This window comes from Stenotrophomonas sp. CASM101, from assembly GCF_049384845.1.
Lineage (GTDB): Bacteria > Pseudomonadota > Gammaproteobacteria > Xanthomonadales > Xanthomonadaceae > Stenotrophomonas > Stenotrophomonas hibiscicola.
Map to the genome: position 1 here is coordinate 52,965 of NZ_JBMRFR010000018.1, position 24,266 is coordinate 77,230.

The 24,266-nt window shown below is 66.4% G+C and carries 21 protein-coding genes; 7 read left to right on the top strand and 14 right to left on the bottom strand.

All coding sequences use genetic code 11. The features are described from left to right. Positions 1-113: 113 nt before the first annotated feature. The 10 genes from VG543_RS18315 to VG543_RS18360 all read right to left on the bottom strand — a co-directional run bounded on the left by VG543_RS18315 (position 114) and on the right by VG543_RS18360 (position 13,963). Entirely contained in the window at positions 114-1,001 is an 888-nt protein-coding gene (locus VG543_RS18315; protein WP_019660456.1) for an endonuclease/exonuclease/phosphatase family protein, read from the bottom strand. Between the two features lie 2 nt (positions 1,002-1,003). Beyond that, a complete protein-coding gene (locus VG543_RS18320; RefSeq protein WP_423178136.1) occupies positions 1,004-4,171 on the bottom strand; it encodes a discoidin domain-containing protein in 3,168 nt (1,055 codons plus the stop codon). After that, the gene (locus VG543_RS18325; protein WP_111097843.1) at positions 4,168-5,004 is read right to left on the bottom strand and encodes a carbohydrate ABC transporter permease; all 837 of its coding nucleotides are present in this window, start codon (positions 5,002-5,004) and stop codon (positions 4,168-4,170) included. Before VG543_RS18325 ends, VG543_RS18320 begins: the two co-directional genes overlap by 4 nt. Continuing rightward, the gene (locus tag VG543_RS18330) at positions 5,001-5,882 is read right to left on the bottom strand and encodes a carbohydrate ABC transporter permease (RefSeq protein ID WP_197605883.1); all 882 of its coding nucleotides are present in this window, start codon (positions 5,880-5,882) and stop codon (positions 5,001-5,003) included. The genes VG543_RS18325 and VG543_RS18330 overlap by 4 nt, the downstream gene beginning before the upstream one ends. Then, on the bottom strand, positions 5,879-7,219 hold the full coding sequence (locus VG543_RS18335; protein WP_423178349.1) for a sugar ABC transporter substrate-binding protein: 1,341 nt from the start codon (positions 7,217-7,219) through the stop codon (positions 5,879-5,881). Before VG543_RS18335 ends, VG543_RS18330 begins: the two co-directional genes overlap by 4 nt. A 4-nt stretch (positions 7,220-7,223) precedes the next feature. Further along, the gene (locus tag VG543_RS18340; RefSeq protein ID WP_019660460.1) at positions 7,224-8,828 is read right to left on the bottom strand and encodes a glucoamylase family protein; all 1,605 of its coding nucleotides are present in this window, start codon (positions 8,826-8,828) and stop codon (positions 7,224-7,226) included. Positions 8,829-9,071: 243 nt separating this feature from the next. Then, positions 9,072-12,128: a TonB-dependent receptor gene (locus VG543_RS18345; protein ID WP_423178138.1), complete on the bottom strand. Its 3,057-nt coding sequence runs from the start codon at positions 12,126-12,128 to the stop codon at positions 9,072-9,074. A gap of 76 nt (positions 12,129-12,204) precedes the next feature. Beyond that, the gene (locus tag VG543_RS18350) at positions 12,205-13,242 is read right to left on the bottom strand and encodes a LacI family DNA-binding transcriptional regulator (RefSeq protein ID WP_019660462.1); all 1,038 of its coding nucleotides are present in this window, start codon (positions 13,240-13,242) and stop codon (positions 12,205-12,207) included. A 149-nt stretch (positions 13,243-13,391) separates the two neighbouring features. Beyond that, positions 13,392-13,643: a BolA family protein gene (locus VG543_RS18355; protein WP_032953611.1), complete on the bottom strand. Its 252-nt coding sequence runs from the start codon at positions 13,641-13,643 to the stop codon at positions 13,392-13,394. Positions 13,644-13,663: 20 nt separating this feature from the next. Continuing rightward, positions 13,664-13,963 (bottom strand): YciI family protein, encoded by a 300-nt coding sequence (locus VG543_RS18360; protein WP_026347072.1) that lies wholly within the window; start codon positions 13,961-13,963, stop codon positions 13,664-13,666. A 373-nt stretch (positions 13,964-14,336) separates the two neighbouring features. Here VG543_RS18360 and VG543_RS18365 point away from each other — a divergent pair, with 373 nt between their 5' ends. The 3 genes from VG543_RS18365 to VG543_RS18375 are packed head-to-tail and all read left to right on the top strand — an operon-like array spanning position 14,337 to position 17,752. After that, complete coding sequence (locus VG543_RS18365) at positions 14,337-15,242, top strand: segregation and condensation protein A (protein ID WP_019660465.1); 906 nt, start codon at positions 14,337-14,339, stop codon at positions 15,240-15,242. Positions 15,243-15,255: 13 nt separating this feature from the next. After that, positions 15,256-16,125, top strand: a complete 870-nt coding sequence (gene scpB, locus VG543_RS18370) for an SMC-Scp complex subunit ScpB (protein ID WP_019660466.1) — start codon at positions 15,256-15,258, stop codon at positions 16,123-16,125. Then, positions 16,118-17,752, top strand: a complete 1,635-nt coding sequence (locus tag VG543_RS18375; RefSeq protein WP_021203003.1) for a pseudouridine synthase — start codon at positions 16,118-16,120, stop codon at positions 17,750-17,752. The genes scpB and VG543_RS18375 overlap by 8 nt, the downstream gene beginning before the upstream one ends. Positions 17,753-17,867: 115 nt before the next feature. Here VG543_RS18375 and VG543_RS18380 read toward each other — a convergent pair whose 3' ends face one another. Next, positions 17,868-18,656 carry an AraC family transcriptional regulator gene (locus tag VG543_RS18380; protein ID WP_423178141.1) on the bottom strand — a complete coding sequence of 263 codons (789 nt, stop codon included), beginning with the start codon at positions 18,654-18,656 and terminating at the stop codon, positions 17,868-17,870. 90 nt (positions 18,657-18,746) lie between these two features. Here VG543_RS18380 and VG543_RS18385 point away from each other — a divergent pair, with 90 nt between their 5' ends. Together VG543_RS18385 and VG543_RS18390 are read left to right on the top strand one after the other, a co-directional pair. Beyond that, positions 18,747-19,874, top strand: a complete 1,128-nt coding sequence (locus VG543_RS18385; protein ID WP_423178142.1) for an MFS transporter — start codon at positions 18,747-18,749, stop codon at positions 19,872-19,874. Between the two features lie 95 nt (positions 19,875-19,969). After that, positions 19,970-20,263, top strand: coding sequence for a hypothetical protein (locus VG543_RS18390; RefSeq protein WP_019660470.1), 294 nt, complete (start codon positions 19,970-19,972; stop codon positions 20,261-20,263). Here VG543_RS18390 and VG543_RS18395 read toward each other — a convergent pair. The 3 genes from VG543_RS18395 to VG543_RS18405 all read right to left on the bottom strand — a co-directional run bounded on the left by VG543_RS18395 (position 20,250) and on the right by VG543_RS18405 (position 22,757). After that, entirely contained in the window at positions 20,250-20,684 is a 435-nt protein-coding gene (locus VG543_RS18395; protein WP_423178144.1) for a hypothetical protein, read from the bottom strand. The two genes, VG543_RS18390 and VG543_RS18395, sit on opposite strands and share 14 nt — an antisense overlap. A gap of 103 nt (positions 20,685-20,787) precedes the next feature. Then, positions 20,788-21,594, bottom strand: a complete 807-nt coding sequence (locus VG543_RS18400; RefSeq protein WP_171952837.1) for an amidohydrolase — start codon at positions 21,592-21,594, stop codon at positions 20,788-20,790. 14 nt (positions 21,595-21,608) lie between these two features. Further along, entirely contained in the window at positions 21,609-22,757 is a 1,149-nt protein-coding gene (locus VG543_RS18405) for a pyridoxal phosphate-dependent aminotransferase (RefSeq protein ID WP_171952838.1), read from the bottom strand. A gap of 179 nt (positions 22,758-22,936) precedes the next feature. Here VG543_RS18405 and ccmA point away from each other — a divergent pair, with 179 nt between their 5' ends. After that, positions 22,937-23,566 (top strand): heme ABC exporter ATP-binding protein CcmA, encoded by a 630-nt coding sequence (ccmA, locus tag VG543_RS18410; RefSeq protein ID WP_171952839.1) that lies wholly within the window; start codon positions 22,937-22,939, stop codon positions 23,564-23,566. Further along, a complete protein-coding gene (ccmB, locus tag VG543_RS18415; RefSeq protein WP_006456616.1) occupies positions 23,563-24,258 on the top strand; it encodes a heme exporter protein CcmB in 696 nt (231 codons plus the stop codon). The genes ccmA and ccmB overlap by 4 nt, the downstream gene beginning before the upstream one ends. Positions 24,259-24,266 lie beyond the last annotated feature (8 nt).

Sequence of the window (24,266 nt, forward strand, 5' to 3'; positions counted from 1 at the left end):
GCCTTGATAGCGTGAAAACGAAACGGCGGGGATCAATGATCCCCGCCGTTTTTGTTTGTGCGTCGGGCCGAACCGTGCCGACCAAGGTTGGCACCTACCCAAGCGTGCCTGCGTCAGGGTTTCGGCGCGAACTGCAGGCGGGTCCACACGCCGTAGTGGTCCGAGGCCCAGCGACCGCTGTCATCGGGCTGGTCGAACAGGATCTTCGCCTCGCGTGCGACCATCTCGTCCTGCTGGAAGAAGATGTGGTCGATCCGCGACGGCGCCTGGTAATAGTGACGGTTGAGCGTACTGACCGCGGACAGATCGGTGTTGACATGCACGCTGCCGTAGCTGTCGCCGTAGTGGCTGCGCAGCTCGCTCAGGTCGCCGGCATCCACCAGTGCATTGAAGTCGCCGGCGATCACCACCGGTGCACCGGCCGAGGTTGCAGTGATGAAGCGCAGCAGGTCTTCGACCTGGGTGCGACGGATGCGCTGCCCGTTCTCGTCGCTGCGCTCGTTCAGATGCGTGGCGTAGATGTTTACCGGCGTGCCGTCGACGTCGATGCGCAGGTGGGCCACGGTGCGGTAGTCGTCCAGCGGCTGCAGCAGATGATCGCCCTGAGCGAGGATCGGCCGCCGGGTCAGCAGCGCATTGCCGTAGCGCTTGGGTGCCGCGACCGGATCGGTGGACACGAACACATACCTGTAGCCGAGTTGGCCGGCCAGCCATTGCGCCTGGTTTCGCACGTTGCGGCGCTGGATCACTTCCTGCAGGGCAACCGCATCCGGCTGCAGGCGCTTGAGCTCGGCCAGGATGGTGCGGCGCCGGCTCGGCCAGTCTTCGCGGTCGTGGTGCAGGTTGAAGGTGACCATGCTCATGCCCGGCGCGCTGGCAACGTCGGGCGCCACAGTCGTGCCAGCCGGTTCAGCCGCCATCATCACGCCCGGCAATGCCATTGCAATGGCCAGCCCCAGGGCGCGCACCGACGTGCGCACCTTCGCCCGCTGCTGCTTCATCGTTACTGCCCCTTGCGTTCGGCGCGGCGCACTGCGCTCGGCACGTCGATCTCGATCCGCGCCGGCAGCTGGTGCACGTGCAGTTCTCTGTTGACCCACTGGGCCGCTTCACCGTTGATGCTCGCCTCGCCCGGGTCGCCAGCATACGGCCACGGCAGCACCACACCACCGACCGGCGGCACCAGGCCCGGTTGCACCTCCAGCACCAGCTGCTTGTCGCTGCGCTGCAGGCGGTAGTTCAACTGCCCCTGCGGCGTCCGCAGGCCCTGCACGGCAATGCCCTCGCCCTGCAGCCACGCGGTCGGCACGCCAGCGGCCAGTACCAGCGCATCGTCCAGATCACGGTTGTAAGCGAACATGTCCAACGCAGAGCGCACGAAGTCCGAAGCCACCCAGGCGTGCGGCAGGTCACCGACGAAGAACGGCTTGCGCGGCGTGCGCGAGACCACTTCGGCCCACTGGTTCCAGGCCTGTGGCGCGCGGTCCCTGAAGAAGAACTCGGTGGCCTGCCAGGCGCGCTCGCGCCAGCCCAGGCGCACGAACGCTGCCACGTTGCGCCATTCGTACGGGGTGTAGTCCTTCCACTCGCGCTTGCCATCGCGACGGGCAACGAACTCGTTCCAGTAGCGCTCGAAGGTCACCTCCAGCGCCTGCTGCGGCAGCCGGCCCTGCTCGCCGCCGGGGGCAAGCGCGATCGTGGTGGAGGTCGCGTCGAAGTCGCCCAGCTCGGCCGAGCCCGGCAGGTAATCGATGTTGTGCTGCTGCATCGCCGACAGCAGCGAGGCCTGCAGGTCAGCACGGAACTGGTCGCGCGATTCGGCGATCTGCATCGCCTCGACCTTGCCCAGCTGGGTCGCCAGCAGCGCCGCGTCCTTGTAGCCGCGCAGCGCCCAGAAGTTGTCCCAGTAGGAATGCATCGGCTTGGCCGAATAGCCTTCATGGCTGATCGAGGCCGGCATCATCCCGTAGAACGCCGGGTTGCGCGCGCGGTTTTCCTCGGTGCGCTCGCTGTCGCGCAGCTGCTCCATGTAGTTGTAGGCGCCCTGCACGTGCGGCCACATCAGCTCGGTGAACGTGCTGTCGCCGGTGTAGCGCCCATACTCGGCGATGCTGTAGATCAACTCGCCATGGCTGTCGTTCTCCGGCACCGGGTCGCTGCCGCGCGCGTCGACGCAGCACGGCACCTTGCCGTTTTCGAACTGGTACGGCGCATACCAGTTGATGTAATCGCGCACCGCATCACTGCGCCCCATGCGCAGCAGGCCCTCGGAGATCATCGCGCCGTCGCGGATCCAGCTGCGCGCATACGACCGCGTGCCCGGCTGCAGGCGCGGTCCGACACGCGAGATCAGCATGTGCGCCACCGCCGTGCGCAGGGTGTCGACCAGTGGCTGGCCTGCAGCAGGCACCTGCAGCGAAACCACGCCCAGCTTCTGCCGCCATTGCTCGGCCACCTGCGCCTGCGCCTTGGCCACATCCAGCGCCTGCGGCGCCCAGCCACCGGTCTGTGGCAGCACCACCGCCACCTCACGGTTCTGCCCGGGCTCCAGCCTGATCGTGTACACCAGCGCACCCGACGCCATGCCGGTGCTGTCCTTCACCGCCGTGGTCGCCGGGTACGTGCCGCTTTCCAGATGCATCGCATCGAGCTTGCCATCGAACGTACTGGCAAAGCGCGCGTCCGGTACCTGCAGCGGATAGATCCGCGGCTCACCGTTGACCCGAACCAGCTGCTCACCTACATCCAGGGCATCAATCCGGCTGAAGCCTCCGACGGTATTAAGGAACTGGGTGGGCGGATTGACCTGCCACGGCCGTATCGCCAGTGCCAGGGTGTATTCGTGCGCGACCTTGTCCGGATTGCTCAGCCGGTAGCGGCCGATCAGCTGCGCACGCTCGGGCGTGCCCTGCACGAAACCGGTCACCGAGAGTCCGGCCTTCTCATGCACCCAGTCGACGGTGGCGATCGGCAGGTAGTGATCCTGCAGCGACTGGGTGATAGCCACTTTCGACCAGTCCAGCAGCTTGCCGTCCAGGCGGATGAACGGCTCGATGCTGAAGCTGCCCTTGGCCGGCTCCAGCGCGCCATCTTCGCTGATCAGCGCCTGCTCCTGGCCACCATCGAGGCCGAGCAGGGTCCAGTAGGGCTGTTCGCCCACATACGCGCGCGGCAACGAACCGCGCGGCAGATCGGCGGCTACCGAGGACAGGAAGGCATTGGGCGTGGCGGCGAACGCCAGCGGCTTGAGTGCGATGTCACGGATGCCATAGCGCCAGTTCGGGCCATCGCGCAGATCGAAACGCACGTAGCGCGCGTCGGTATCCGGCAGGGCAAGCCAGTCGCGGCCACCGGCACCGCTGGTCACTTCGCGCACGATGCGCCAATCCCGGCCATCCTCGGACGTCCGCACGGTGTAGCGATTGGCTTCCAGGTTCGGCAGCCAATCGATCACGACACCGCCGATCTCGCGGCTCTTGTGCAGGTCCAGGCTGATGGTCTGCTGCTTGACGCCACCGCTGATCCAGAACGTGTCGCTCTTGCCGTCGATCATGCGGTCCTGCAGCGCGGTGGCGGTATCGGCAATCACCGACGGCACCAGCGCCGAATCATCCTGCGGTGGCAGCCCCTGCAGGGTCAGCCTGTCGAAGCATACGGTGCCGCGGCCGCCGACCTTGCTGTAGATCGTGAACTCGACTGCGGCGCTGCGCGCCATCTCCTTCTCGGGCGAGGGACCCCACGCCTTGTCGATCTGGCGGCGGCGGTACTCGACCGGCGTCCAGCCCTTGGGGAAACTGTAGCCGGGACGATTGACCCACCAGACGTTGTCACCGCTGGCATCGATCAACTTGAACTGCAGGTCGTTGCCCGGTGAATCACCGCGCAACTGGAAGCCGAAACGGTAATTGACCGGGTATTCGATGTTCAGCGCGCGGCGGATGCCGACGTAGCCGGAGACATCGTGGAAGTCATAGTCCAGGCACAGCGCGCGGCCGCCGCCAGCGCCACTGACCGGCCGCAGCGAACCGCTGACCTGGTCGGACAGCACCAGCTTCCAGGCGCCGATGTCGTCGAAATCGTCCAGTACCTTCGGCGCCGGCAGTGCCGGTGGTGCGGCGATCGCCAGGGAAGTCCACAAAAGGCCCAGTCCAACGGCGATCGCTCGCTTCATCCCTTGACGCTCCCCAGCAACAGACCTTGGATGTAGTACCGCTGCAGCACCAGGAACAGCGCCAGCACCGGGACCACGGTGACCACCGCGCCGGCCATCATCATTTCCACGTCCATGATGTGCTCGCGCGAGAGGGTGGCCAGCGCCACCGGCAAAGTGTAGTGCTCCTGATCGGTCAACACGATCAGCGGCCACATGAAATCGTTCCATGCGCCCATGAAGGTGAAGATCGCCAGGGTCACCAGCACCGGCTTGAGCATCGGCAGCACGATCTGGAAGAAGATGCGCAGCTCCCCTGCCCCGTCGATACGGGCCGCTTCCAGCAATTCGTCCGGAATCGAACGCGCGTACTGGCGCACCAGGAAGATGCCGAACACGCTGGCCAGCGCCGGCACGATCACGCCGCCGAAGCTGTTGACCAGGCCCAGCTGCTTCATCAGCAGGAACAGCGGCAGCATCGCCACCTGCGCTGGAATCACCAGCGCCGCCATCAGCACCTGGAACAGGCGCTCGCGGCCGACGAAGTTGAGCTTGGCGAACGCATAGCCGGCCATGGTGTTGAGCAACAGCGAGCCAAAGGTGATCGCCAGCGAGACGAGCAGGCTGTTGGCGAAGTTGCCGCCCATGCCAGTGCGCGCGAACAGCTCATGGTAGTTGTGCGTGGTGATGCTGGAAGGCAGCAGCGGCGGCGGGAAATGGCTGGCCTCGCCCTGCGGCATGAACGAGACCGAGAGCATCCACAACAGCGGTGCCAGGCTGACCAGGGCCAGCACCAGCAACGCACCATTGATCAACCACGGGTACCAGCGCGACTGGCCGATTTCACGACTCATACCAACTGCCTCTTGCGGCCGAAACGCAGCATCACGGTGGTCACCGCCAGGATGATCAGGAACAGCAGGAACGCCACGGCGGAGGCGCGTCCCAGGTTCCACCACTTGAAGCCTTCCTCGAACATGAAATACAGCACGCTGACGGTGCTCTGCAGCGGGTCGCCGCGGGTCATGACATACGGCTCGGCGAACAGCTGGAAGTAGCCGGACACGGTGATCACCCCGACCACCAGCAGCACCGGGCCGAGCATCGGCAGGGTGATGTGCAGGAACTGCTTCCAGCGCGAGGCGCCGTCGATGCGCGCAGCCTCGTACAGGTCATGCGGGATCGCCTGCAGGCCGGCCAGGAAGATCACCATGTTGTAGCCGAAGTTCTTCCACACCGCGAACAGCATGATGGTCGGCATCGCCCAGTTGGGATCGCCCAGCCAGTCGATCGGGCTGATGCCCAGGTGGCCCAGGCCGTAGTTCACCAGGCCGTAGCTGGTGTGGAACAGGTAACGCCAGATCACCGCCACCGCCACCAGCGTGGTCACCACCGGCGCGAACAGCGCGGTGCGGAACAGCGCCTTGAAGCGCGCGGCCGGTGCATTCAGCAGCATCGCCGCGCCCAGCGACACGCTGATCGACAAGGGCACACCGATCAACACGAAGTAGGTGGTATTCCACAGCGACTTCCAGAACATCGGTGTCTGCAGCAGGTCGATGTAATTGCCGAGGCCGACAAACCGCAGGTTGCTGCTGTCAGCCAGGGCATACAGGTCGAAGTCGGTCACGCTCAGCGCCAGCGCCGAAGCCACCGGCAGGCCGAAGAACACGCCCAGCACGATCAACGAGGGCCCGGCGAAGATCCAGCCGGCAAGCGAAGTACGTTTCATTGCGCGCTCCCGGCGGCTACGGCACTGCTGGACTGCGACGACGGTGCGCGCTGCTGCAGGCGTTGTTGTTCATGCATCCAGCGGCGCTTGGCCAGCACCTTGTCCACGCGCTGGTCCAGTTCTTCCACGGCCTTGTCCTGCGGCAGGCCACCGCGCACCACCTTCTCGGTGACGATGCGCATTTCCTGCACGATGCGCTCCCATTCGAGCACCTTCGGCGTCGGCTTGACCCGCTCCAGCTGGTCACGGAATGCCGCTGCCAGCGGATCGTTGGCCAGCGACGGGGCGCTCCAGGTACTGCGGCGCGGCGGCAGGTCGCCGATGATCGAATGGAAACGCGCCTGGATCTGCGGCCGCGACAGGAACTCGATCAGCTTCCACGACGCTTCCTTCTGCTGCGACTTGCGGAAGATCACCAGGCTGGTACCACCGGCGATGCCGGCGCCGGGGCCGTCCGGACCCGGCAGCGCCGCGGTGCCCCACTGCTCTTCCAGTTCCTTCGGCTGCAGCTTCTTGAACTCGCGGATGTTCCAGGGGCCGGAGATGTAGAACACGTTGAAGCCGCGGAAGAACTCGTCCCAGACGTTGGAGATCTGCGTCTCGGACATCTTCGGCGCCCAGCCCTGCTCGAACATGTTGGCGTAGAAGGCCAGCGTGCGGCGGAACCCCGGGCTGGCGAAATTGCCGCGGGTGTCATCGTCGCGCAGCAGCGGATCGGGTTGCTGCAGCGCCAAGGACAACTGCTGCTCGAACTCGTTGATCGGCATCAGCACCGCATAGCGGTTCGGACCCTGCATGCGCTTGATCGCCGCCATCTGCTCGTCCCACTCGGCCCAGGTACGCGGCGGGTGGTCGTAGCCGGCCTTGGCCAGCAGGTCCTTGCGGTAGTAGATCAGGCGTGTATCGACGTACCACGGCACGCCCACCAGCTCGCCGTGGATCACGTTGGTATCCCAGATGCCCTGGAAGTAGTCCTTTTCATCAACGACCGCCGAGTGATCGACGAACGGCTGCAGCGGTGTCAGCGCATCGAGCTCGGCGAACTCGGGCACCCAGGTGTTTCCGAGCTGGCAGACATCCGGCAGGCCATCGGCAGCGAATGCGGTCAGCAGTTTCTCGTGCGCTGCCGTCCACGGGATGTTCTGCACATCCACCTTGATGCCGGGGTTCTCGGCCTCGAACTCGTGGATCAGCTCGCTGACCACCTCGGCTTCGCGACCCATCGCCCAGAAGCGCACGGTAGTGGTTCCAGGCTCGGTGCGGGCGCAGCCGGCCACGGCCAAAGCGGCCAGGGCGGGCAGAGCCCAGCGGCGCAGGCGGTCGATCCAGTTCGGCACCGGGTTACTTCCCCTGCCCTGTGTTGCGGTTGGCATTGTTTTTCTGTTCCTGCGCGGCAGCCGCGCGTGATTCGGCGATACCCACCGCGCGTGCCGCCGCGGCCTTTTCGTCCTTCTGCAGCTCCAGCGGCTGGAACGCGCCTTCCGGCGCCAGCCAGCCACCGCTGAACCCTGCCCGCTCCAGTCCCTTGCGGATGTAGGGGTTCTTCTTCATCACCTCCCACACGAAATCGTTGCGGTAGTTGGCGATCATGGTCAGGATCGGTCCCTGGTCGATGGCGATGTAATCGCTGGCGACCCAGCCGCGATCCGGCACCAGGCGGCCGGTCTTGATCGGGATGTCGTAGTTGAAGCTGGGGTTGAATGAATCCAGGAAGCCGTAGCTGGAATAGATGTAGTCGCCGTAGCGCTTGTGCATTTCCAGCGTGGCCGGGATCACCTGCTCCGGCGCAAACACCACCGAGGCGATCGCAGCAGTCGGGGCAATGGTGCCGTCATCGAAATTCTCGCGCAGCCCAGCGCCGCGCGAGGAGTAATGGCGGAACTGGCGCTGCTCGCCGCGGTACTCCTGCGTGGTGTTCTGCGGGCCATCGCTGGCGGTCAGGCCCCACACATTCTCGCCATACTCCTTCCACTGCATCGGGTTGGCGATGGCGTATTCGCGCTGGGCCAGCGCAGCCGAGCGGCTGTTGAGGAAATAAGTGCTGCCGCGCTCGCGCATGTATGCGTCCTGGATATCGCGGAAGTCGATCCAGACGTGGCTGTACTGGTGGCCGAACAGCGGGCCGAAGGACAGGTATTCCTGGCCCTGGTAAACACCCCAGTCGTTGTCGTAGGTGCGCGTCCACACCGTCCACGCATCCGGGCTGACCGGGTGCGTGGGCGACCCCAGGGCAAGGATGTAGACCATCATCGCCTCGTTGTAGCCCATCCAGTCGTGGTCGATGAAGCCGCTCTCGGGGAACCAGCCCATCGAGATCAGCGGCGCACGCTGCTGCAGCCACGGCCAGTCCACCTTCTTGTACAAGGTGTCGGCGATCTGGCGGATCTCCTTCTCGCGCGGATCATCGCCGTCGTAGTACGACTGCGCGAACAGCACGCCCATCATCAGCAGTGCGGTATCCACCGAGGACAGTTCGACCCAGCTGTCGTAGCGGCGGCCTTCCTGCATGTCCAGGAAGTGGTAGTAGAAGCCCTTGTAGCCGGCCTTGCCGGTGCGCTGCGGGCCCATCGGCACATCGCGGAAGAACTTCAGCGTGGTCAGCGTGCGGTCGATGGCCTGGTTGCGGCTGACCCAGCCGTTTTCTATGCCGATCGGATAGGCAGTCAACGCGAAACCGACCGAGGCGATGCTGGCGAACGGCCGTGACGGGTAGCGGTCCGGGGTCAGGCCGTTCACTTCGTTGGTGGTGTCCCAGAAGAACTGGAAGGTGCGGCGTTCGATGTCATCGAACAGCGGCGGAAGCTCCGGCTTCATCGGCCGCGGCGGTGCGTCGGCCTCGATCAGGATCACCGGCGGGCGGGGCTTGGCAGGTTCCTGCTGGGCCGGCTGGCAGGCGGCCACGGCCAGGCTCAGCGCTGCGGCGGACAACAGATGGCGTGCCTGCATGGCGCGGTTCCTCCGGTGGTCTGATCGATGGGAAAGCATAACGTCCAATGATCTGAAATCGTTTACAAGGTGCGTTCTTAAAAAACCACGAAAAACGTGGCTTGACACCGCGATCATTGCCCACGCCGCTGCCCCCTGGCCGGCAGCGGCGTGGGCAATGGACCGGCACAGGGCCGGCCATTGCCGTTTTGACCGATGCCGCCAGCGAGCCGGCGGCATCGGGTCATGCATCACCGCCCGGGCTTAGAAGCGGAAGCCCACTTCGGCCTTGACCTGGCGCGGAGTACCGATGATGTCGCCGGTCTCGTTGTAGCTGGCCTGCAGCTTGCCGTTGGTCTTGACGTAGTTGTAGGTGGAGAAGTTGTCGAAGTTGAACACGTTGATGATGTCCAGGCGGGCGTACAGCTCGGTGTTGCCCGCCAGCTTGAACGTCTTCGTCGCCTGCAGGTCGACCGAACGGTAGCCGAAGATCTTGCCACCCACCAGGAACTTGCCGGTGGCGTTGGGCACGGCCGCCTGCGGGGTCGGCAGGGTGTAGCCGCTGGCCTGCATCACCGGGTACCAGTCGTTGACGGCGGTCGGGGTGGCCAGGGTGATCTTGCCGCCGAAAGTGATGCCCCAGAAGCCCGCGTAGGAACCGGTCACCACCAGGCGGTGGCGCGGCGCGCCGTTGGAGCGGATGGTCGGGTAGTCACCGATCAGGCCGCGATCGAACGCATACTTCTCGTTGATGTCGCGGTTATGGCGCGCAGTGGTCCAGGTATAGGCGATCGAGGTGCCCCAGCCGCTTTCCTTGGTGAACGGCTTCTGTGCCGACAACAGGACCTGGGTGGCGCGGGTCTTGATGCCCTGCTGGCCGATGATCAGGCTGCCGAAGCCCGGCACGTTGCAGCTCCAGGCCTGGCTCAGGCCTGCGGAGGTGCCGCCGCACAGGCGCGGATCATCGAAGAACTGGCCGGTCGGGTAGCGGTTGCCCAGGGTGAAGGCGAAGCCGTCGTAGCTCAGGGTACGAGCGATGGTGGCATCGGTCAGCCAGTCGCCGATCTGGTTGCTCATGCCCAGGCTGAACTGATCGGAGTACGGCGCCTTCAGCTTGTTGTTCAGCAGGTCAACCTCCAGCCCGGCATTGCTGGTCGCGCCGACCAGTGCCTGCAGGTTGCCGATGCCGTTGAGCAGGTTCGGGTTCCAGTCATAGCAGGCGGCCTGGCCGTTGATGCAGGCGCCAGTGGCCGGGTTGCGGAAGTAGATGGTTGGCTGCGGCAGGGCCAGCTTGGTGGTTTCCAGCTGCAGGTTGTCGAACAGGTCACGGTCGTAGGAACGGCCGGCACCACCGTGGATCACGTGCTGCTCGTCGGCATTGATGTCATACGAGAAGCCCAGGCGCGGCTGCCAGGCATCCTTGAATGCCTTGCGGTTGTGGCCGTTGCTGATGTAGTCGCTGATGTCCAGGCCGCCCAGTGCCAGCGAATCGGCATAGGTCTGGCCGGCGGGGGCGCGCGGATCCTGCGAATAGATGGCGTCGACCACCTGCTGCGGGGTCACGAAGTCCAGGTAGGACGGGGTCTTCTCGTAGTCCCAGCGCAGGCCGATGTTCAGCTGCAGGTGGTCGTTGACCTGCCAGTCGTCCTGGATGAACACGCCGTACTGCTTGGACTTCGAACGCACTTCGCCGGACACGCCGGTCACGCCGGTCACCGGCTTGACGAACTGCGCCTTGTACGGAATGGAATCGGGGAAGTCCGGATCGCCCAGCGAGTAGGTGAAGGTCGGGTTGATCTGCGCCGCATCGGATGCGTACAGATCGATCGCCTTGTACTTCACGCCCATCTTGATGGTGTGGTCACCGGCCCACTGGATGCCATCCAGGGTCAGGTTGTCTTCGATCGACCAGCCCTTCTGGCCCTTCACCTGCGAATCCAGTGCCGAGGCGCCACCGATCTTCACGATGGTGCGGTCTTCGGGGCCGTCCGGTGCGGTGTAGGTGATGCCGTTGGCCAGCGTCAGCGGGGTCGGGTTGTTGAACGAGTCTTCGTGGGTGACCATCAACTCGTTGTAGTAGCGCTCACCGCTGTGGTTCCAGCGCAGGGCGTAACGACGGTCGGTGTTGACCACTTCACGGCCGGCTTCCGGCGAGGTCTGGCCACTGAACTGCGACTGGGTTTCGTCGCGGTCCTGGAAGGTCAGCTCGATGCGGTCGTTGTCGGTCGGCTCGAAGTCGATCTTGCCGAAGATCAGGTCCTGCTGGAACGGCTGGCTGGCCGGGCCAAGGCCGGCGGCGCCGGCCGGCGGCAGCAGACCGGCAGCGCCGGTGACCGCGCCATCCGGCGCGATGGTGACCGGCAGGTCGAAGCGCTTGGCTTCGTAGGTCACGAAGAAGTGCGCCTTGTCCTGGACGATCGGGCCGCCCAGGGCGAAGCCGTATTCCTTCTCGGCCGAGACCATCTTCTCCTTGCCACCCTGGCGCTCGGCCGGGGTCTTGGCACGCATGTCTTCATCGGTGTAGCGGTAGAACGCCTCACCCTTGAACTCATTGGTGCCGGACTTGGTTGCAGCCGTCACCGCGGCGCTCGACACCTGGCCATACTCGGCCTTGTAGTTGCCGCTGATGACCTTGTATTCGCCGATGGCCAGCTGCGGGAACGGGTTGCCGGCGCTGCCGGACTGGCCGGCCACGCCGCCGCCCTTGACGTAGCTCTTCTGGCCCACGCCGTCGATGTACACATTGGTGCCATCGGCATTGGTGGCGCCGCCGCGCAGCGAGGTGTTGCCCTTGGCGTCGCGGGTGAAGATCAGGCCCGGCACCGCGTCGGCGAACTCCAGGAAGTTGCGCGACACCTGCGGGGTGGTCTGGATCTGCTGCAGGCTGACGGTCTTGCCGACTTCGGAGGTGCGCACTTCCTGCAGCAGGGTCGGCGCAACAACGTTGACGGTGTCCAGGTTGGTGGCCGCGGTCGAACCCTGGGTGCTGCTGGCGGCACCGGCAAAGTTCAGCGTCGCGGTCGAGGCCACGGTGACGGTGACCTTCTGGGTCTGGCCGTTGGCGACCACGTTGTAGGTGCCCGGATCCAGGCCCATCAGCGAGTAGCTGCCGTCGGCGCGGATGGTGCCACGGCGGACGGTACCGGTGGCCACGTTGGTGGCGGTCACTTCGGTGCCTGCCTGGGCGCCGGCAACCTGGCCGCGCAGGCTGGCGTTGGCCGACTGCGCCATGACGTTGGGGGCGGCAGCCAGCATCAGGCAGCTGACCAGTGCGGTGCTCAGCAGCCGGCGCGCCGGCATGCGGAAGGTGGTATGCATCATCAACTCAATCTCCGGGTGGCGGTAACCGCTTGCGCGGTCCCTGCGATCAATCAAAAAAGAAGGAACGCCTCTGGCTTCAACGGCCGGATGGCGGAGTGGTGGAATCGCGAACAATCAAGCGGGGAACCAGGGTCTGCTTGTCCCCTGCCCCATCCGTGGAGGTGCCGTCCATCAACTGCATCAGACGCGTCATGGCCCGGTCGCCGAGCTCGGCGATGCTGACCTGCATGGTGGTCAGCGACGGGTGGACGAAACGCGCCAGTGGAATGTCATCGAAACCCGCCAAGGCAACATCGGCGGGCACACGGACGCCGGCCTGGGTGAATGCATACAGGCACCCCAGGGCCATCATGTCGTTGGCGGCGAATACGGCATCGGGCAGCGCTCCGGCTGCCAGCAACTCCTGACCGGCACGATGGCCGGAAGCTTCGTCGAAATCACCGGGCAACTCGATGCCTTCGGCGCCACCGCCAAAAGCCACCAGCGCGTCACGGAAGCCGCGCAGGCGCTCGCGCGCGTCGAAGTTGAGATCCGGGCCAGAAATGAAAGCGATGCGACGGTGGCCGGCGTCCAGCAGGTGGCGGGTCATCGCCATCGCACCTGCGTGGTCATCGATGCTCAGCACCGGGTGGTCCTGCCCGGGCAGATAGGTATTGATCAACACCGTCGGCAGCGACTGCGGCAGGTTGTCGGTCAGGAAGCCCGGGCTCTCGGCGTAGGGCGAGAGCACAAGCAGGCCGTCGACGCGGCCGCGCATGGCACGCAGGGCCGCGCCCTGCTGTTCCTGGTCGCCGTGGTAGCTGGACACCAGCAGGTGCTGGCGGCGGTTGCGGGCCACGCCGTCGATGCCGCGCATCAACTCGGAGAAGAATTCGCCATACAGGTCAGGCAGCACCACGCCCACCGTATTGGTGCGGCGGCTGCTCAGGCTGCGGGCGGCGGCGTGCGGGGTGTAACGCAACCGTGCGGCCACCTCCAGCACAAGCTGGCGGACCGGTTCGGCGACATTTTCATGCCCGTTGAGCGCGCGGGAAACCGTGGCCACAGAGACCCGGGCTTCGCGTGCGACGTCTTTGATTGTGATAGCTGCCTTGTTCACGAAGCCGCCCTCCACGGCTTGGACCTACCAGCATTGGCGCGGAATGTAAGCGTTTCCATCTGGGCTTGTAAACAGTCCGTTAGGCGAATGTCCCGAAATGGACATGAAAACCTGTCCGTGGCGAGGCCCATGACGGACCCGCCAGGGCAGCGTGGGACAAGGGCTCAGCCCTGTTCTGACGGGGTCTGCGCGCGGATGGACAACGCGTGGATATCGGTCTCCATCATCGACCCCAGCGCGGCATAGACCGCGCGGTGCCGGGCCAGCGGACCCAGCCCGGCGAAGCGCTCACTGACCACATGCACGTTGAAATGGCCGCGGCCATCGCGTGCACCGGCATGACCGGCGTGACGATGGCTGTCGTCTTCGATTTCCAGCACGCTGGGGGCCAGCGCCTGCTGCAGTGCGTCACGCATCCGCTCGATCCGCTCCGCGTTCACGGCAGGACCTTGCGGAACGGCCGCACCTGCACATGGGTGTATACGCCGGCGGCGACGTACGGGTCGGCATCGGCCCAGGCCTGGGCCTGCGGCAGCGACTCGAACTGTGCAATCACCACCGAACCACTGAAGCCGGCCGGGCCCGGGTCTTCGCTGTCCACCACCGGGCACGGCCCGGCCAGCAGCAGGCGCCCCTCGTCGCGCAGCGCATGCAGGCGCGCCAGGTGTTCCGGCCGCGCCTGCAGCCGCTGCGCCAGCACATCCTGGCCGTCATACCCTTCGATCACATACCACACCGGCATTTCCTCGCTTGCGTTGTCGGGTGCGCAGATTCTAGCCAATGCGCTCCCTGCCCCGGCCCGGCTGGACACTGGCGCGACAAAGGCTTACCCTAGACTCCATTGCACGTGGTGGATGCAGCAGCCCGTCGGTTTTGCGGCCAACGCAGCCCCCGACGACCGTCCCGCTGCTTCAAACCGGACCATCCGGCCGGGCCACGTAGACGACCTCCCCGTAGTTCTGTCGCTGCCGTCTCCTGCGGCGCGTCCTGCTGTTTGATATGTGTGGAATCGCGCCGATCCCGGCGTGTCTGGTGCCCTGGGGCGCCGTGGCGTTGGCCCGGCGAACCCGGTGCCGCGACTGGTCCGTTGCAATCCTGATGTCCATTAGATGACTTCCGAACTCGCGCTTGACGCGAACCCGCCAACCCGGCCGCCCGCCCCCCAGCAGCAGGAAATGCCGCTGGCCGTGGTGCATGGGCAACCGGTCCTGCAGATCCCGCAGGACCTGTACATCCCGCCGGACGCGCTGGAAGTCATCCTGGACGCCTTCGAAGGCCCGCTGGACCTGCTGCTGTACCTGATCCGCCGCCAGAACCTGGATGTGCTGGACATTCCCGTGGCCGAAATCACCCGGCAGTACGTGGAATACATCACCGTGATGCGCGAGCTGCGCTTCGAGCTGGCGGCCGAGTACCTGGTGATGGCCGCGATCCTGGCCGAGGTGAAGTCGCGGATGCTGCTGCCGCGCCCGGTCAGCGAGGAAGGCGATGAGGCCGACCCGCGCGCCGAACTGGTGCGCCGGCTGCAGGAGTACGAACGTTTCAAGCAGGCCGCCGAGGACATCGACGCCCTGCCCCGTCAGGACCGCGACACCACGGTGGCGCATGCCTTCATGCCCGAACGCGCCACGGTGAAGCTGCCGCCGCCGGTGGACCTGAAGGAAATGCTGCTGGCTTTGCACGACGTGCTCAAGCGCGCCGAGCTGTTCAGCGGCCACGCCATCAAGCGCGAGGCACTGAGCGTGCGGCAACGCATGGGCGAGGTACTCGGCCGCCTGGAAGACGGCAGGTTCTATCGCTTCGAAGGGCTGTTCACGGCCGAAGAAGGCAAGCTGGGCGTGCTGGTCACGTTCCTGGCGGTGCTGGAGCTGGCCAAGGAACAGCTGCTGGACATCGTCCAGGAAGAACCGCTGGCGCCGATCTACGTCAAGTCGCTGGCGGCCGGCAACACCAACGCCCCGCTGCAGTTCAGCAGCGAGTTTGACGACAACGACGCCGCCAATGCGAATGAGTGAGCGCTGAGTGCCGATGGATCAATCGCTGATCGACCGCATTGTCGAGGGTGCCCTGCTGGCCTCCAGCCAGCCGCTCACCCTGGCCCAGCTGAAGGACCTGTTCCCGGAAGATGAGCCCGCACCGCCGGGCAGCATCGAACGTGCGCTGGAACGGCTGCGCGAGGCCTGCGAAGGACGCGGCGTGGAGCTGGTCGAGGTCGCTTCGGGCTTCCGCTACCAGGTCACCAGCGAAGTGCATGGCTGGATCAGCCGGCTGTGGACCGAACGCAAGACCCGCTACACCCGTGCCACCCTGGAAACCCTGGCGCTGATCGCCTACCGGCAGCCGATCACCCGCGGCGAGATCGAACAGGTGCGCGGCGTGGCGGTCAGCAGCAACATCATCCAGGCACTGGAAGAACGCGAATGGATCCGCGTGGTCGGCCACCGCGACGTGCCCGGCAAGCCGGCACTGTTCGGCACCACCAAGGGCTTCCTGGACTACTTCGGGCTGAAGCGGCTGGACGAACTGCCGCCGCTGTCGGAACTGAAGGACCTGGGCGAGCTGGAACCGCAGCTGGCGCTGGACCGCGATGCTCCGGCCGTTGCCGGCGCCGACGGCCCGGACGTCTCGGCCGACGGCGCTGCCGCCAACGACGACGCCGGCCTGGCCGGCAGTGACACCCCCGATTCCGCCGATGCAGCGCCTGCGTCGGCCACCGATGAGCAAGCACCTTCGCCCCTCGATGATGGGCACCCCGATTCCGCGCCGGGCGAGCGCGCGGTGCCCCTGAACGAACGCGAAGACAACGCCGTCGCGATGACGACCGTGGCTGTTGACCAAGCCGATTCCGAACCAGAGGCCGACCTCGAAACCGTCGGCCGGAGCAAAACTGATGAGTGACACCCCCCGTAACAAGCTCTCGCTGAAGCGCGAAGCCACCTCCGAACAGTTCAAGCTGGAAGAGCGCCTGCACAAGGTGCTGGCCCAGGCCGGCCTCGGCTCGCGCCGTGCGCTGGAACAGCGCATTGCCGAGGGCCTGGTCAAGGTCAACGGTGAAGTCGCGCAGACCGGCATGTCGGTCAAGAGCGGCGACAGGATCGAACTGGACGGTCGCGGCTTCGTCGCCACCGCCCTGTCCGAACCGTCGCGCGTGCTGGTCTACAACAAGCCTGAAGGCGAAGTGACCACCCGCGAAGATCCCGAAGGCCGCCCGACCGTGTTCGAATCGCTGCCGCCGCTGAAGGGCGCGCGCTGGATCGCCATCGGCCGCCTGGACATCAACACCACCGGCCTGCTGCTGGCCACCACCGACGGTGAACTGGCCAACGCCATGATGCACCCGTCGTTCGAGGTCGAGCGCGAGTACGTGGTGCGCGTGCGTGCGCCGGAAGGCGAGGAAAAGGTCTCCGACGCCATCGTCGACCGCCTCAGCCGTGGCGTCGCGCTGGAGGACGGTCCGGCCAAGTTCGATGAGATCGAACGCATCGGCGGCACCGATTCGCACGACTGGTTCCGCGTCGTGGTGAAGGAAGGCCGCAACCGCGAAGTGCGCCGCCTGTGGGAATCGCAGGGCTGCCAGGTCAGCCGCCTGAAGCGCACCCGCTACGGCAAGGTTAGCCTGCCGCGCGAACTGGCCCGTGGCCATTCGGTGGAACTGGGCACCGCCCAGGTTGAAGCCCTGCGTGCGCAGCTGAAGCTGGAAGAAGGCGCACCGTCGGCGCTGACGCTGCAGCCGGTGATCGGCCAGCGCCGCGCCGCCAAGACCACCGTGCGCGTGCGCGAAGGTGGCCGCGGCAATGCCTACGTCAATGGCCACAACACCGCTGACGAAGGTCGCGAGCTGCGCCGTTTCGACAACGTCCGCGAAGACCGCGGCCGTGGTCGCGGCGGCAAGGGTGGCGGCTTCAAGGGCGGCCTGACGGTCAGCGGTGAAGCGGCAGCCAAGCAGTCGCAGAAGCCGTTCAAGCAGCGCGCCCCGAAGAATGATCGCTCGCTGCCGGAAGGCAATCCGGCGGCATTCCGCACCTGGTACGTGCCGGATGGCGTGAGCACCGGCCCGAGCGGCCATCGCAACGCCGGTCCGGGCGCGCGCGGCCCCGGTGCCCGTGGTCCGGGTGCAGGCGGCCAGGGCCGTCCGTATGGCAAGCCGAAGGGTCCGGGTGCAGGCGCCGGTGGCGGGCAGGGCCGTGGCGGTTTCGGCGGTGAAGGCCGTGGCGGCGCAGGCGGCCAGGGTCGTCCGGCCGGTGCCGGCAACCGCTCGCAGGGCCAGGGCAACAGGCACCCGTACGGCCATCCGGGCAATGCCCCAAGCTTCCCGTCCGACCACGCCACGCCGGGCTTCAACCCCTACGGCAGCCCGAAGCCGGCGCACGGTGCGCGTCCGGGCGGTCGTGGTCCGGGCGGCGGCAACCGTGGCCCGGGCGGCAATCGCGGCCCTGGCGGCCCGGGTGGGAACCGTGGTCCGGGCGGCCCCGGTGGCAACCGCGGACCGGGCGGCCCGCGCCGCAGCGGCCCGCGCGGCGGCTGATCACCGGCACGACTGAAATGAAAACCCCGGCTCCGGCCGGGGTTTTTCTTTGAAAAGGGGACGGAGGGGATTAAGTCGTTTTTGCCACGGCCTGTATCAAAGGGGCGAAAGCGACTTAATCCCCTCCGTCCCCTTTTGCGTGGCGCTGGAACGCGGCGGGCGTGGTGCCGGTCATGCCGCGGAAGAAGGCGATGAACGGGCTCTCGGCGGAGAAGCCGGTGTCCTGGGCCACATGCACGACGCGATGACCGAGCAACAGCAGCTCCATGGCCCGCATCAGGCGCCATTGCTGGCGCCAGGCCTGATAGCCCATGCCTGTATCGCGTTGCATCAACCGGCCAACCGTACGCGCGCTCAGGCCGGTACGCGTGGCCAGTTCGTGCAGTTCGGGCGGCAGCTGTTCGGCCAACGGCAGGCAACGTGCAATGCGCGGATCACGCGGCAAAGGCAGGTCCATCGGCGCCACCGGTGCAGCAGCGATTTCCAGCACGCACAACGCCAGTTGGTGGTGCGCGCGCGGCGACTGCCAGTCATGGTCGGACGGCGCCTGCGCAATCGGCTCCAGCAAGGCCTGCAGCAGCGGCCCCACGCCGATGATCGCTGGTTGCCGGGGCAGCTGGGCTGACAGGGTGGCGTCGAAGTACAACGAACGGTAGTCGACCGCCTGGCGCATCTGCGCGCGATGGCGTAGCCCACCGGGAATCCACGCGGCGCGCGCGGGCGGGAGCAGGCTGATGCGATCACCGTAGGTGAGGCGCGTGCAGCCCTGCCGGGTGTAGAGCAGTTGCGCGCGTGCATGCTGGTGCCAACCCGAGTCGTGATCCGCCAGTGAGGCTGCGATCCCCAGCACCGGAGCGCTCCAGGCATCGGCGTCGAAGTGCGTGTGCGGCTGCAACCAGGCCATGTCTGATTTCATACATTCGATGACAGGATAGACAGGGTGCGTCATTGCAGTCGCGACCACAATGCGCAGCCCCGTTTCTGGAGCGCCCGCATGTCGCGCCGCCTGTTGTTGCTCACCATTGCACTGCTGATGTTTCCGCAGTTGGCACAGACCCTGTACAGCCCGGCCCTGGCCGATCTGGCCAAACGCTTCGCCCTGCCGCCGGGTACCGCCAGCCAGGCCATGAGCCTGTATCTGTTCGGCTTCGCTGCAGGCGTGCTGCTGTGGGGGCGCCTGGCCGATCGTATCGGTCGTCGCCCGGCCCTTCTATGTGGCTTGGGCGTCTTTGCCGTGGCTGCACTGGGCGGCCTGCTCGCTGGTAGCTTCGGCCAGGTGTTGCTGGCCCAAGCGCTGGCCGCGGTTGGCGCCGCCGCCGCTTCGGTGGTCACCCAGACCGTGCTGCGCGACCACCTGCAGGGACCCGCGTTGGCGCAGGCATTCTCCTGGATCGGCATGGCCCTGGCCCTGAGCCCGGCCATCGGCCTTGCACTGGGCACGCTGCTGGTCGCCGTCCATGGCTATGTCGGCGTACAGTCCGGCCTGCTGCTGACCGCTGTCGTGCTGGCAGTCGCATGCCTGGCTGGCCTGCGCGAAAGCCGCCCTGCACATATCCCGCACACGCCCATGCTGCCGCTGCTGCGGCAACTGCTGTGCGATCGCTGGATCTGGTCACACGCATTGCTGGTGATGGCTTTCAACGTAGCGATGTACAGCTGGTACGCGCTCGGTCCTTTCGTATTTGCGCGCCTGCACTGGCCCGCCGCCTGGTTCGGCGCCAGCGGCGCGTTGCTGGCACTGGGCTCGGCACTGGGTGCATGGGGCAATGGCCGCCTGTTGCGTGCCGGCGTTGCCGCGGCCACGCGCATCCGCACCGCCGCAGGCCTGGTTCTGACGGGAGGCCTGCTGGCTGCGCTGCTGCATGATCACCCTGCCGTGATCGCGGCGATGGTGCCGGTGGTGACGGGCTTCGGCCTTGCCATTCCCAATGTGCTGGGCCAGGCCCTGCGCGGCTACCCACATTGTCTTGGCAGCGCAGGCGCACTGTTCGGCCTGCTCTACTACCTGTTGATCGGTGCGGCAATGGCGTTGGTCGGTGCAGTGCAGCTGCTGGCCCCGACGCTCATCGTGTGTGGCCTGCTGGCCTTCTGGCTGCAGCGGCGGCGTCCCGCTGCGACCTAGGAATTGCTGCAAAAACAGCGCACTGTGCGCGGCTTCCGGGAACGGCTTTGATTCGCTGGCTATCGTGCGCGCTGTCCCACACAAGACCGATGCCCATGATCACCATCACCGCCGAACAGGCCCGCGCCAACGCTGACGCCGCCAAGCGCCCGATCGAACTGTTCTACCGCGACCTCGACAACGCCATCCAGGCCGGCTCGGAAAATGGCCGTCGCTACATCGTGTTCGGCTTCAGCCAGGTAATGGCCAGCGAGCAGCTCGTCGAAGACGCGGTCGCACAATTGCTGAAAAATGGTTTCGATGTCGAACGGCTGTTGAGCGATTCCGAACAGCACTACATCCGCATCAGCTGGGGAACTGCCCAGCCGACGCGCCTCAGCGCCGGCTGATGGTGAAGGCGGCGCCGTCCACGCCCAGGTCCCAGCCCTTGCCGGTACCGGACAGGGCCAGCGAGATGTCGCCCTTGGTCATCACCTGCGCGTTGCTGGATTTCACCGCACCCGCATGCGCACCCACCGACGCGTAGGTACCCAGCAGTTCGTTGACGCTGACCGCACCGGTGAAGCTGCCACGCCCATTGGTGATCTTCGACTTGCCCACGGTCAGGCCCCCGCCCTTCACTTCGATACGCACCGGCATGCTGGCGCCATTGGCGCAGGTGACCGTGCCGGTGCCGGAAGCGGTCTTGTAGATCAGCGACCAACCGGACAGGTTGTAGCGCAGCTGGCAATCGAGATTGCCGGCGGCGTGTGCAGCTGGGGCCAGCGTTGCAGCAGACAGGGCCAGCAGCAGGGAGAGAGGCTTGTTCATGGCGGCACTTCCAGTTCGGTCGGACTGCCGGCGAATCTAGCAGCGCGCGCGTGCAGATTGGATGCAGGCGCGCGCGCTGGTGCGGCGGTGTTCAGGCCGTGGCTCAGGCCTGTTCGTCCAGGCGAAAGGCATCGGCATCGAGCATCGCCGGGAAGCGCGCACGATGTGCGGCCAGTGCTTCGGCCGAAATGGTGGTGGTCACCACCTGTTCGCGTTCGCGGATCTCCACCTGCGGCTGGCCGAGGAAGTCGATCACCGCGCTGTCGCCGGCGTAGTGCAGCTGGTTGCCGTCCACGCCGACGCGGTTTACCGCCGCCACGAAGCACAGGTTCTCGATCGCGCGCGCACGCAGCAGGGTCTTCCACGCATAGGCGCGCGCCGACGGCCAGTTGGCCACGAAGATCTGCAGGTCGAAATCCAGCTGCTGCGGGCGTTCGACGTTGTAGCGGTTGCGGCAGAACACCGGGAAGCGCAGGTCGTAACAGACCTGCGGATTGATCCGCCAGCCCTTCCATTCCACGCTCAGGCGCTCACGGCCAGCGGCATAGCGCTCGTGCTCGCCGCCGTAACGGAACAGGTGGCGCTTGTCGTAGTACTGCAGGTTGCCATCGGGGGTGGCGAACAGCAGGCGGTTGTACACGCCCTCGCCGTCGCGCAGCTGCACGCTGCCGATCACCGCCGCACCCAGGGCCCGGGCCTGTTCGCGCGCCCAGGCCACGGTCGGGCCGTCCATGCCTTCGGCCTGGGCAATGGCGTCATTGGAGAAGCCACTGGTGAAGGTCTCCGGCAGGATCACCAGGTCGGTGGTGCCGGCCAGCGGTGCGAGCAGCGCGCCGTAGTAGGCGCGGTTGCCGGCCGGATCGTGCCAGCGGGTGTCACCCTGGACGAGGGAAATGCGCAGGTCCTGCATGTTCACGCCTCCGCTCAGAGCAGGCGCAGGCGTTCGATCGCCGCGTCCATCGTTGCTTCATTCTTCGCAAAGCACAGGCGCACCAGGCGCTGGCCGGCCGGCGGCGTCTCGTAGAACGGCGACAGCGGGATGGCGGTCACGCCCTTCTCGATGGTCAGCCACTTCACGAACTCATGGTCCGGCAGGTCGCTGATGGCCGAGTAGTCGACCAGCTGGAAGTAGCCGCCCGGGACCGGCAGCGCCTTCAGGCGGGTACCGGTCAGCTGCTCGCGGAAACGGTCGCGCTTGGCTTGGTAGAACGCGCCCAGTTCCAGGTGGTGTTCGGGTTCGTCGCGGATCATCGCGGCGAAGCCGTACTGGGCCGGGCCGAAGCTGGTGAACGTGTTGTACTGGTGCACCTTGCGGAATTCAGCGGTCAGCAATGGCGGCGCCACGGCGTAGCCGATCTTCCAGCCGGTGCAGTGGTAGGTCTTGCCGAAGCTGGAGATAACGAAGGTGCGCTCGCGCAGTTCGGGATAGCGCAGCGCCGACTCATGGCGGCGACCGTCGTAGATGATGTGCTCGTACACCTCATCGGAGACCAGGTAGATCTGCGTGCCGCGCAGCAGCTCGGCCAGCGCCTGCATGTCAGCCTCGTCCAGCATCGCACCGGACGGATTGTGCGGGGTGTTTACCATCAGCATGCGGGTGCGCGGGGTGATTGCCGCGCGCACGCGGTCCCAGTCCACAGCGAAGGTCTGCGGGTCCAGCGGCACGTGCACGGCCTTGGCACCGGCAAGCTCGATCGCCGGCTCGTAGCAGTCATAGGCCGGGTCGAGCACGATGACTTCCTCGCCGGCGCGCACCACCGCGTGGATGGCATTGAAGATGGCCTCGGTGGCGCCACTGGTGACGGTGATTTCGGTGTCCGGATCAATGGTGGCGCCGTACAGGTCCAGCGACTTCTGTGCGATGGCCTGGCGCAGCGGCGCCACGCCGGTCATCGGCGGGTACTGGTTGAGGCCGGCAGCCATCGCCTTGGCCGTTTCATCGATCAGGCGCTGCGGCGCGGAAAAGTCCGGGAACCCCTGGCCCAGGTTGACCGCGCCATGTTCGGCAGCGAGCTGGGACATCACGGTGAAGATCGTGGTACCGACCTTGGGCAGCTTGGTGGTGGGTTGCATCGGCCTGGACTGTGGAGAACAAGGGCCCCCGAGTTTACGCAATCCGCGCGTCGGTAGTGCCGGCCGCTGACCGGCAACCTCGGCTGGCAGATGGCGAAATTGCCGGCCAGCGGCCGGCACTACCATGTGAATTCACCGCTACAATTGCCATCGCACTCCGGCATGAAGACCTTTGCCCCTTGAACACCCCTGCATTGCTGGCCGCCAGCGGCCTGAGCTTCTCCCGCAATGACGAGCCGGTGTTCGGCCCGCTGGACTTCCATGTGGACGCCGGCGAAGCCCTGCTGGTGCAGGGCGGCAATGGCGCCGGCAAGACCACCCTGCTGCGCGTGCTGGCCGGCCTGGCCCGGCCCGGCGCCGGCCAGGTGCGGATCGACGGCAAGCCGGCGAGCAACGCCGAACGTGCACGCTACGTGGCCTACCTCAGCCATCTGCCGGCCCTGAAGCCAGACCTGGACACGCTGGAGAACCTGCACTTCCTGTGCGGCCTGCATGGCCGGCGTGCCCGGCAGATGCCCGGCAACGCACTGGCGATCGTCGGCCTGGCCGGCTACGAGGACACCCTGGTGCGGCATCTGTCGGCCGGGCAGAGGCGGCGGCTGGCACTGGCGCGCATCTGGCTGTCGCCGGCGCCGCTGTGGCTGCTGGACGAGCCCTATGCCAACCTCGACCTGGAGGGCATCACCCTGGTCAACCGGATGATTTCGGCGCACCTGCGCGCCGGTGGCGCTGCGCTGGTCACCACCCACGGCGCCTATGCCGCACCGCCGGTGCGTACCCGCCAGCTCGACCTCGGCGGTGCCGCATGATCGCGCCGGGTACCGAACCGGGCCTGTGGCAGACCGCAGGCGCCCTGCTCAAGCGCGACCTGCGCCTGCTCTGGCGCCGCCGTGGCGATGCACTGCAGCCGCTGCTGTTTGCGGTGCTGGTGGTGGTGCTGTTCGCGCTGGCGCAGGGCCGCGAGCCACAGCTGTTGGCCGCCACCGCCGGCGCGGTGCTGTGGCTGGCCGTGCTGCTGGCGGGACAGCTGTCGCTGGATTCGCTGTTCCGTTCCGATGCCGAAGACGGCTCGTTGGAACAATGGCTGCTGGCGCCGGTGCCGCTGGCCTGGCTGGTGCTGGTACGCGTGCTGCTGCACTGGGCCACCACCGCCCTGCCGTTGATCGTGGTCAGCCCGCTGCTGGCCGAAATGCTGCATCTGCCGCATGACCAGCTGCCGATGTTGCTGGCATCGTTGCTGCTGGGAACGCCGTTGCTGAGCCTGATCGGTGGCGTGGTCGCTGCACTGACCGTCGGCATCCGGCGCTCTGGTATTCTCGTGGCGTTGCTGTCGTTGCCGCTGTACGTGCCCGTGCTGGTGTTCGGCGCAGGCAGCCTGGCGGCAGCCGGGCGCGGGCAGGATCCGGTCGGTGCGCTGCTGATGCTGGGCGCTGGCCTGCTGGTCGCGCTGGTGCTGGCTCCGCTGGCCACTGCTGCTGCAATACGTATTTCTCTGAGTTGACCGAGCTG

What these genes read in the sequence shown, in the direction of transcription:
- VG543_RS18405 (WP_171952838.1), bottom strand. Translation starts at nt 22,757, where the DNA reads ATGCAACCCACCACCAAGCTGCCCAAGGTCGGTACCACGATCTTCACC.
- VG543_RS18385 (WP_423178142.1), top strand. Translation starts at nt 18,747, where the DNA reads ATGTCGCGCCGCCTGTTGTTGCTCACCATTGCACTGCTGATGTTTCCG.
- scpB (WP_019660466.1), top strand. Translation starts at nt 15,256, where the DNA reads ATGGATCAATCGCTGATCGACCGCATTGTCGAGGGTGCCCTGCTGGCC.
- VG543_RS18380 (WP_423178141.1), bottom strand. Translation starts at nt 18,656, where the DNA reads ATGGCCTGGTTGCAGCCGCACACGCACTTCGACGCCGATGCCTGGAGC.
- VG543_RS18325 (WP_111097843.1), bottom strand. Translation starts at nt 5,004, where the DNA reads ATGAGTCGTGAAATCGGCCAGTCGCGCTGGTACCCGTGGTTGATCAAT.
- VG543_RS18355 (WP_032953611.1), bottom strand. Translation starts at nt 13,643, where the DNA reads ATGCGTGACGCACTGCAGCAGGCGCTGGCCCCCAGCGTGCTGGAAATC.
- VG543_RS18340 (WP_019660460.1), bottom strand. Translation starts at nt 8,828, where the DNA reads ATGCAGGCACGCCATCTGTTGTCCGCCGCAGCGCTGAGCCTGGCCGTG.
- VG543_RS18315 (WP_019660456.1), bottom strand. Translation starts at nt 1,001, where the DNA reads ATGAAGCAGCAGCGGGCGAAGGTGCGCACGTCGGTGCGCGCCCTGGGG.
- VG543_RS18395 (WP_423178144.1), bottom strand. Translation starts at nt 20,684, where the DNA reads ATGAACAAGCCTCTCTCCCTGCTGCTGGCCCTGTCTGCTGCAACGCTG.
- VG543_RS18330 (WP_197605883.1), bottom strand. Translation starts at nt 5,882, where the DNA reads ATGAAACGTACTTCGCTTGCCGGCTGGATCTTCGCCGGGCCCTCGTTG.
- VG543_RS18375 (WP_021203003.1), top strand. Translation starts at nt 16,118, where the DNA reads ATGAGTGACACCCCCCGTAACAAGCTCTCGCTGAAGCGCGAAGCCACC.
- VG543_RS18345 (WP_423178138.1), bottom strand. Translation starts at nt 12,128, where the DNA reads ATGATGCATACCACCTTCCGCATGCCGGCGCGCCGGCTGCTGAGCACC.
- VG543_RS18400 (WP_171952837.1), bottom strand. Translation starts at nt 21,594, where the DNA reads ATGCAGGACCTGCGCATTTCCCTCGTCCAGGGTGACACCCGCTGGCAC.
- VG543_RS18365 (WP_019660465.1), top strand. Translation starts at nt 14,337, where the DNA reads ATGACTTCCGAACTCGCGCTTGACGCGAACCCGCCAACCCGGCCGCCC.
- ccmB (WP_006456616.1), top strand. Translation starts at nt 23,563, where the DNA reads ATGATCGCGCCGGGTACCGAACCGGGCCTGTGGCAGACCGCAGGCGCC.
- VG543_RS18320 (WP_423178136.1), bottom strand. Translation starts at nt 4,171, where the DNA reads ATGAAGCGAGCGATCGCCGTTGGACTGGGCCTTTTGTGGACTTCCCTG.
- VG543_RS18390 (WP_019660470.1), top strand. Translation starts at nt 19,970, where the DNA reads ATGATCACCATCACCGCCGAACAGGCCCGCGCCAACGCTGACGCCGCC.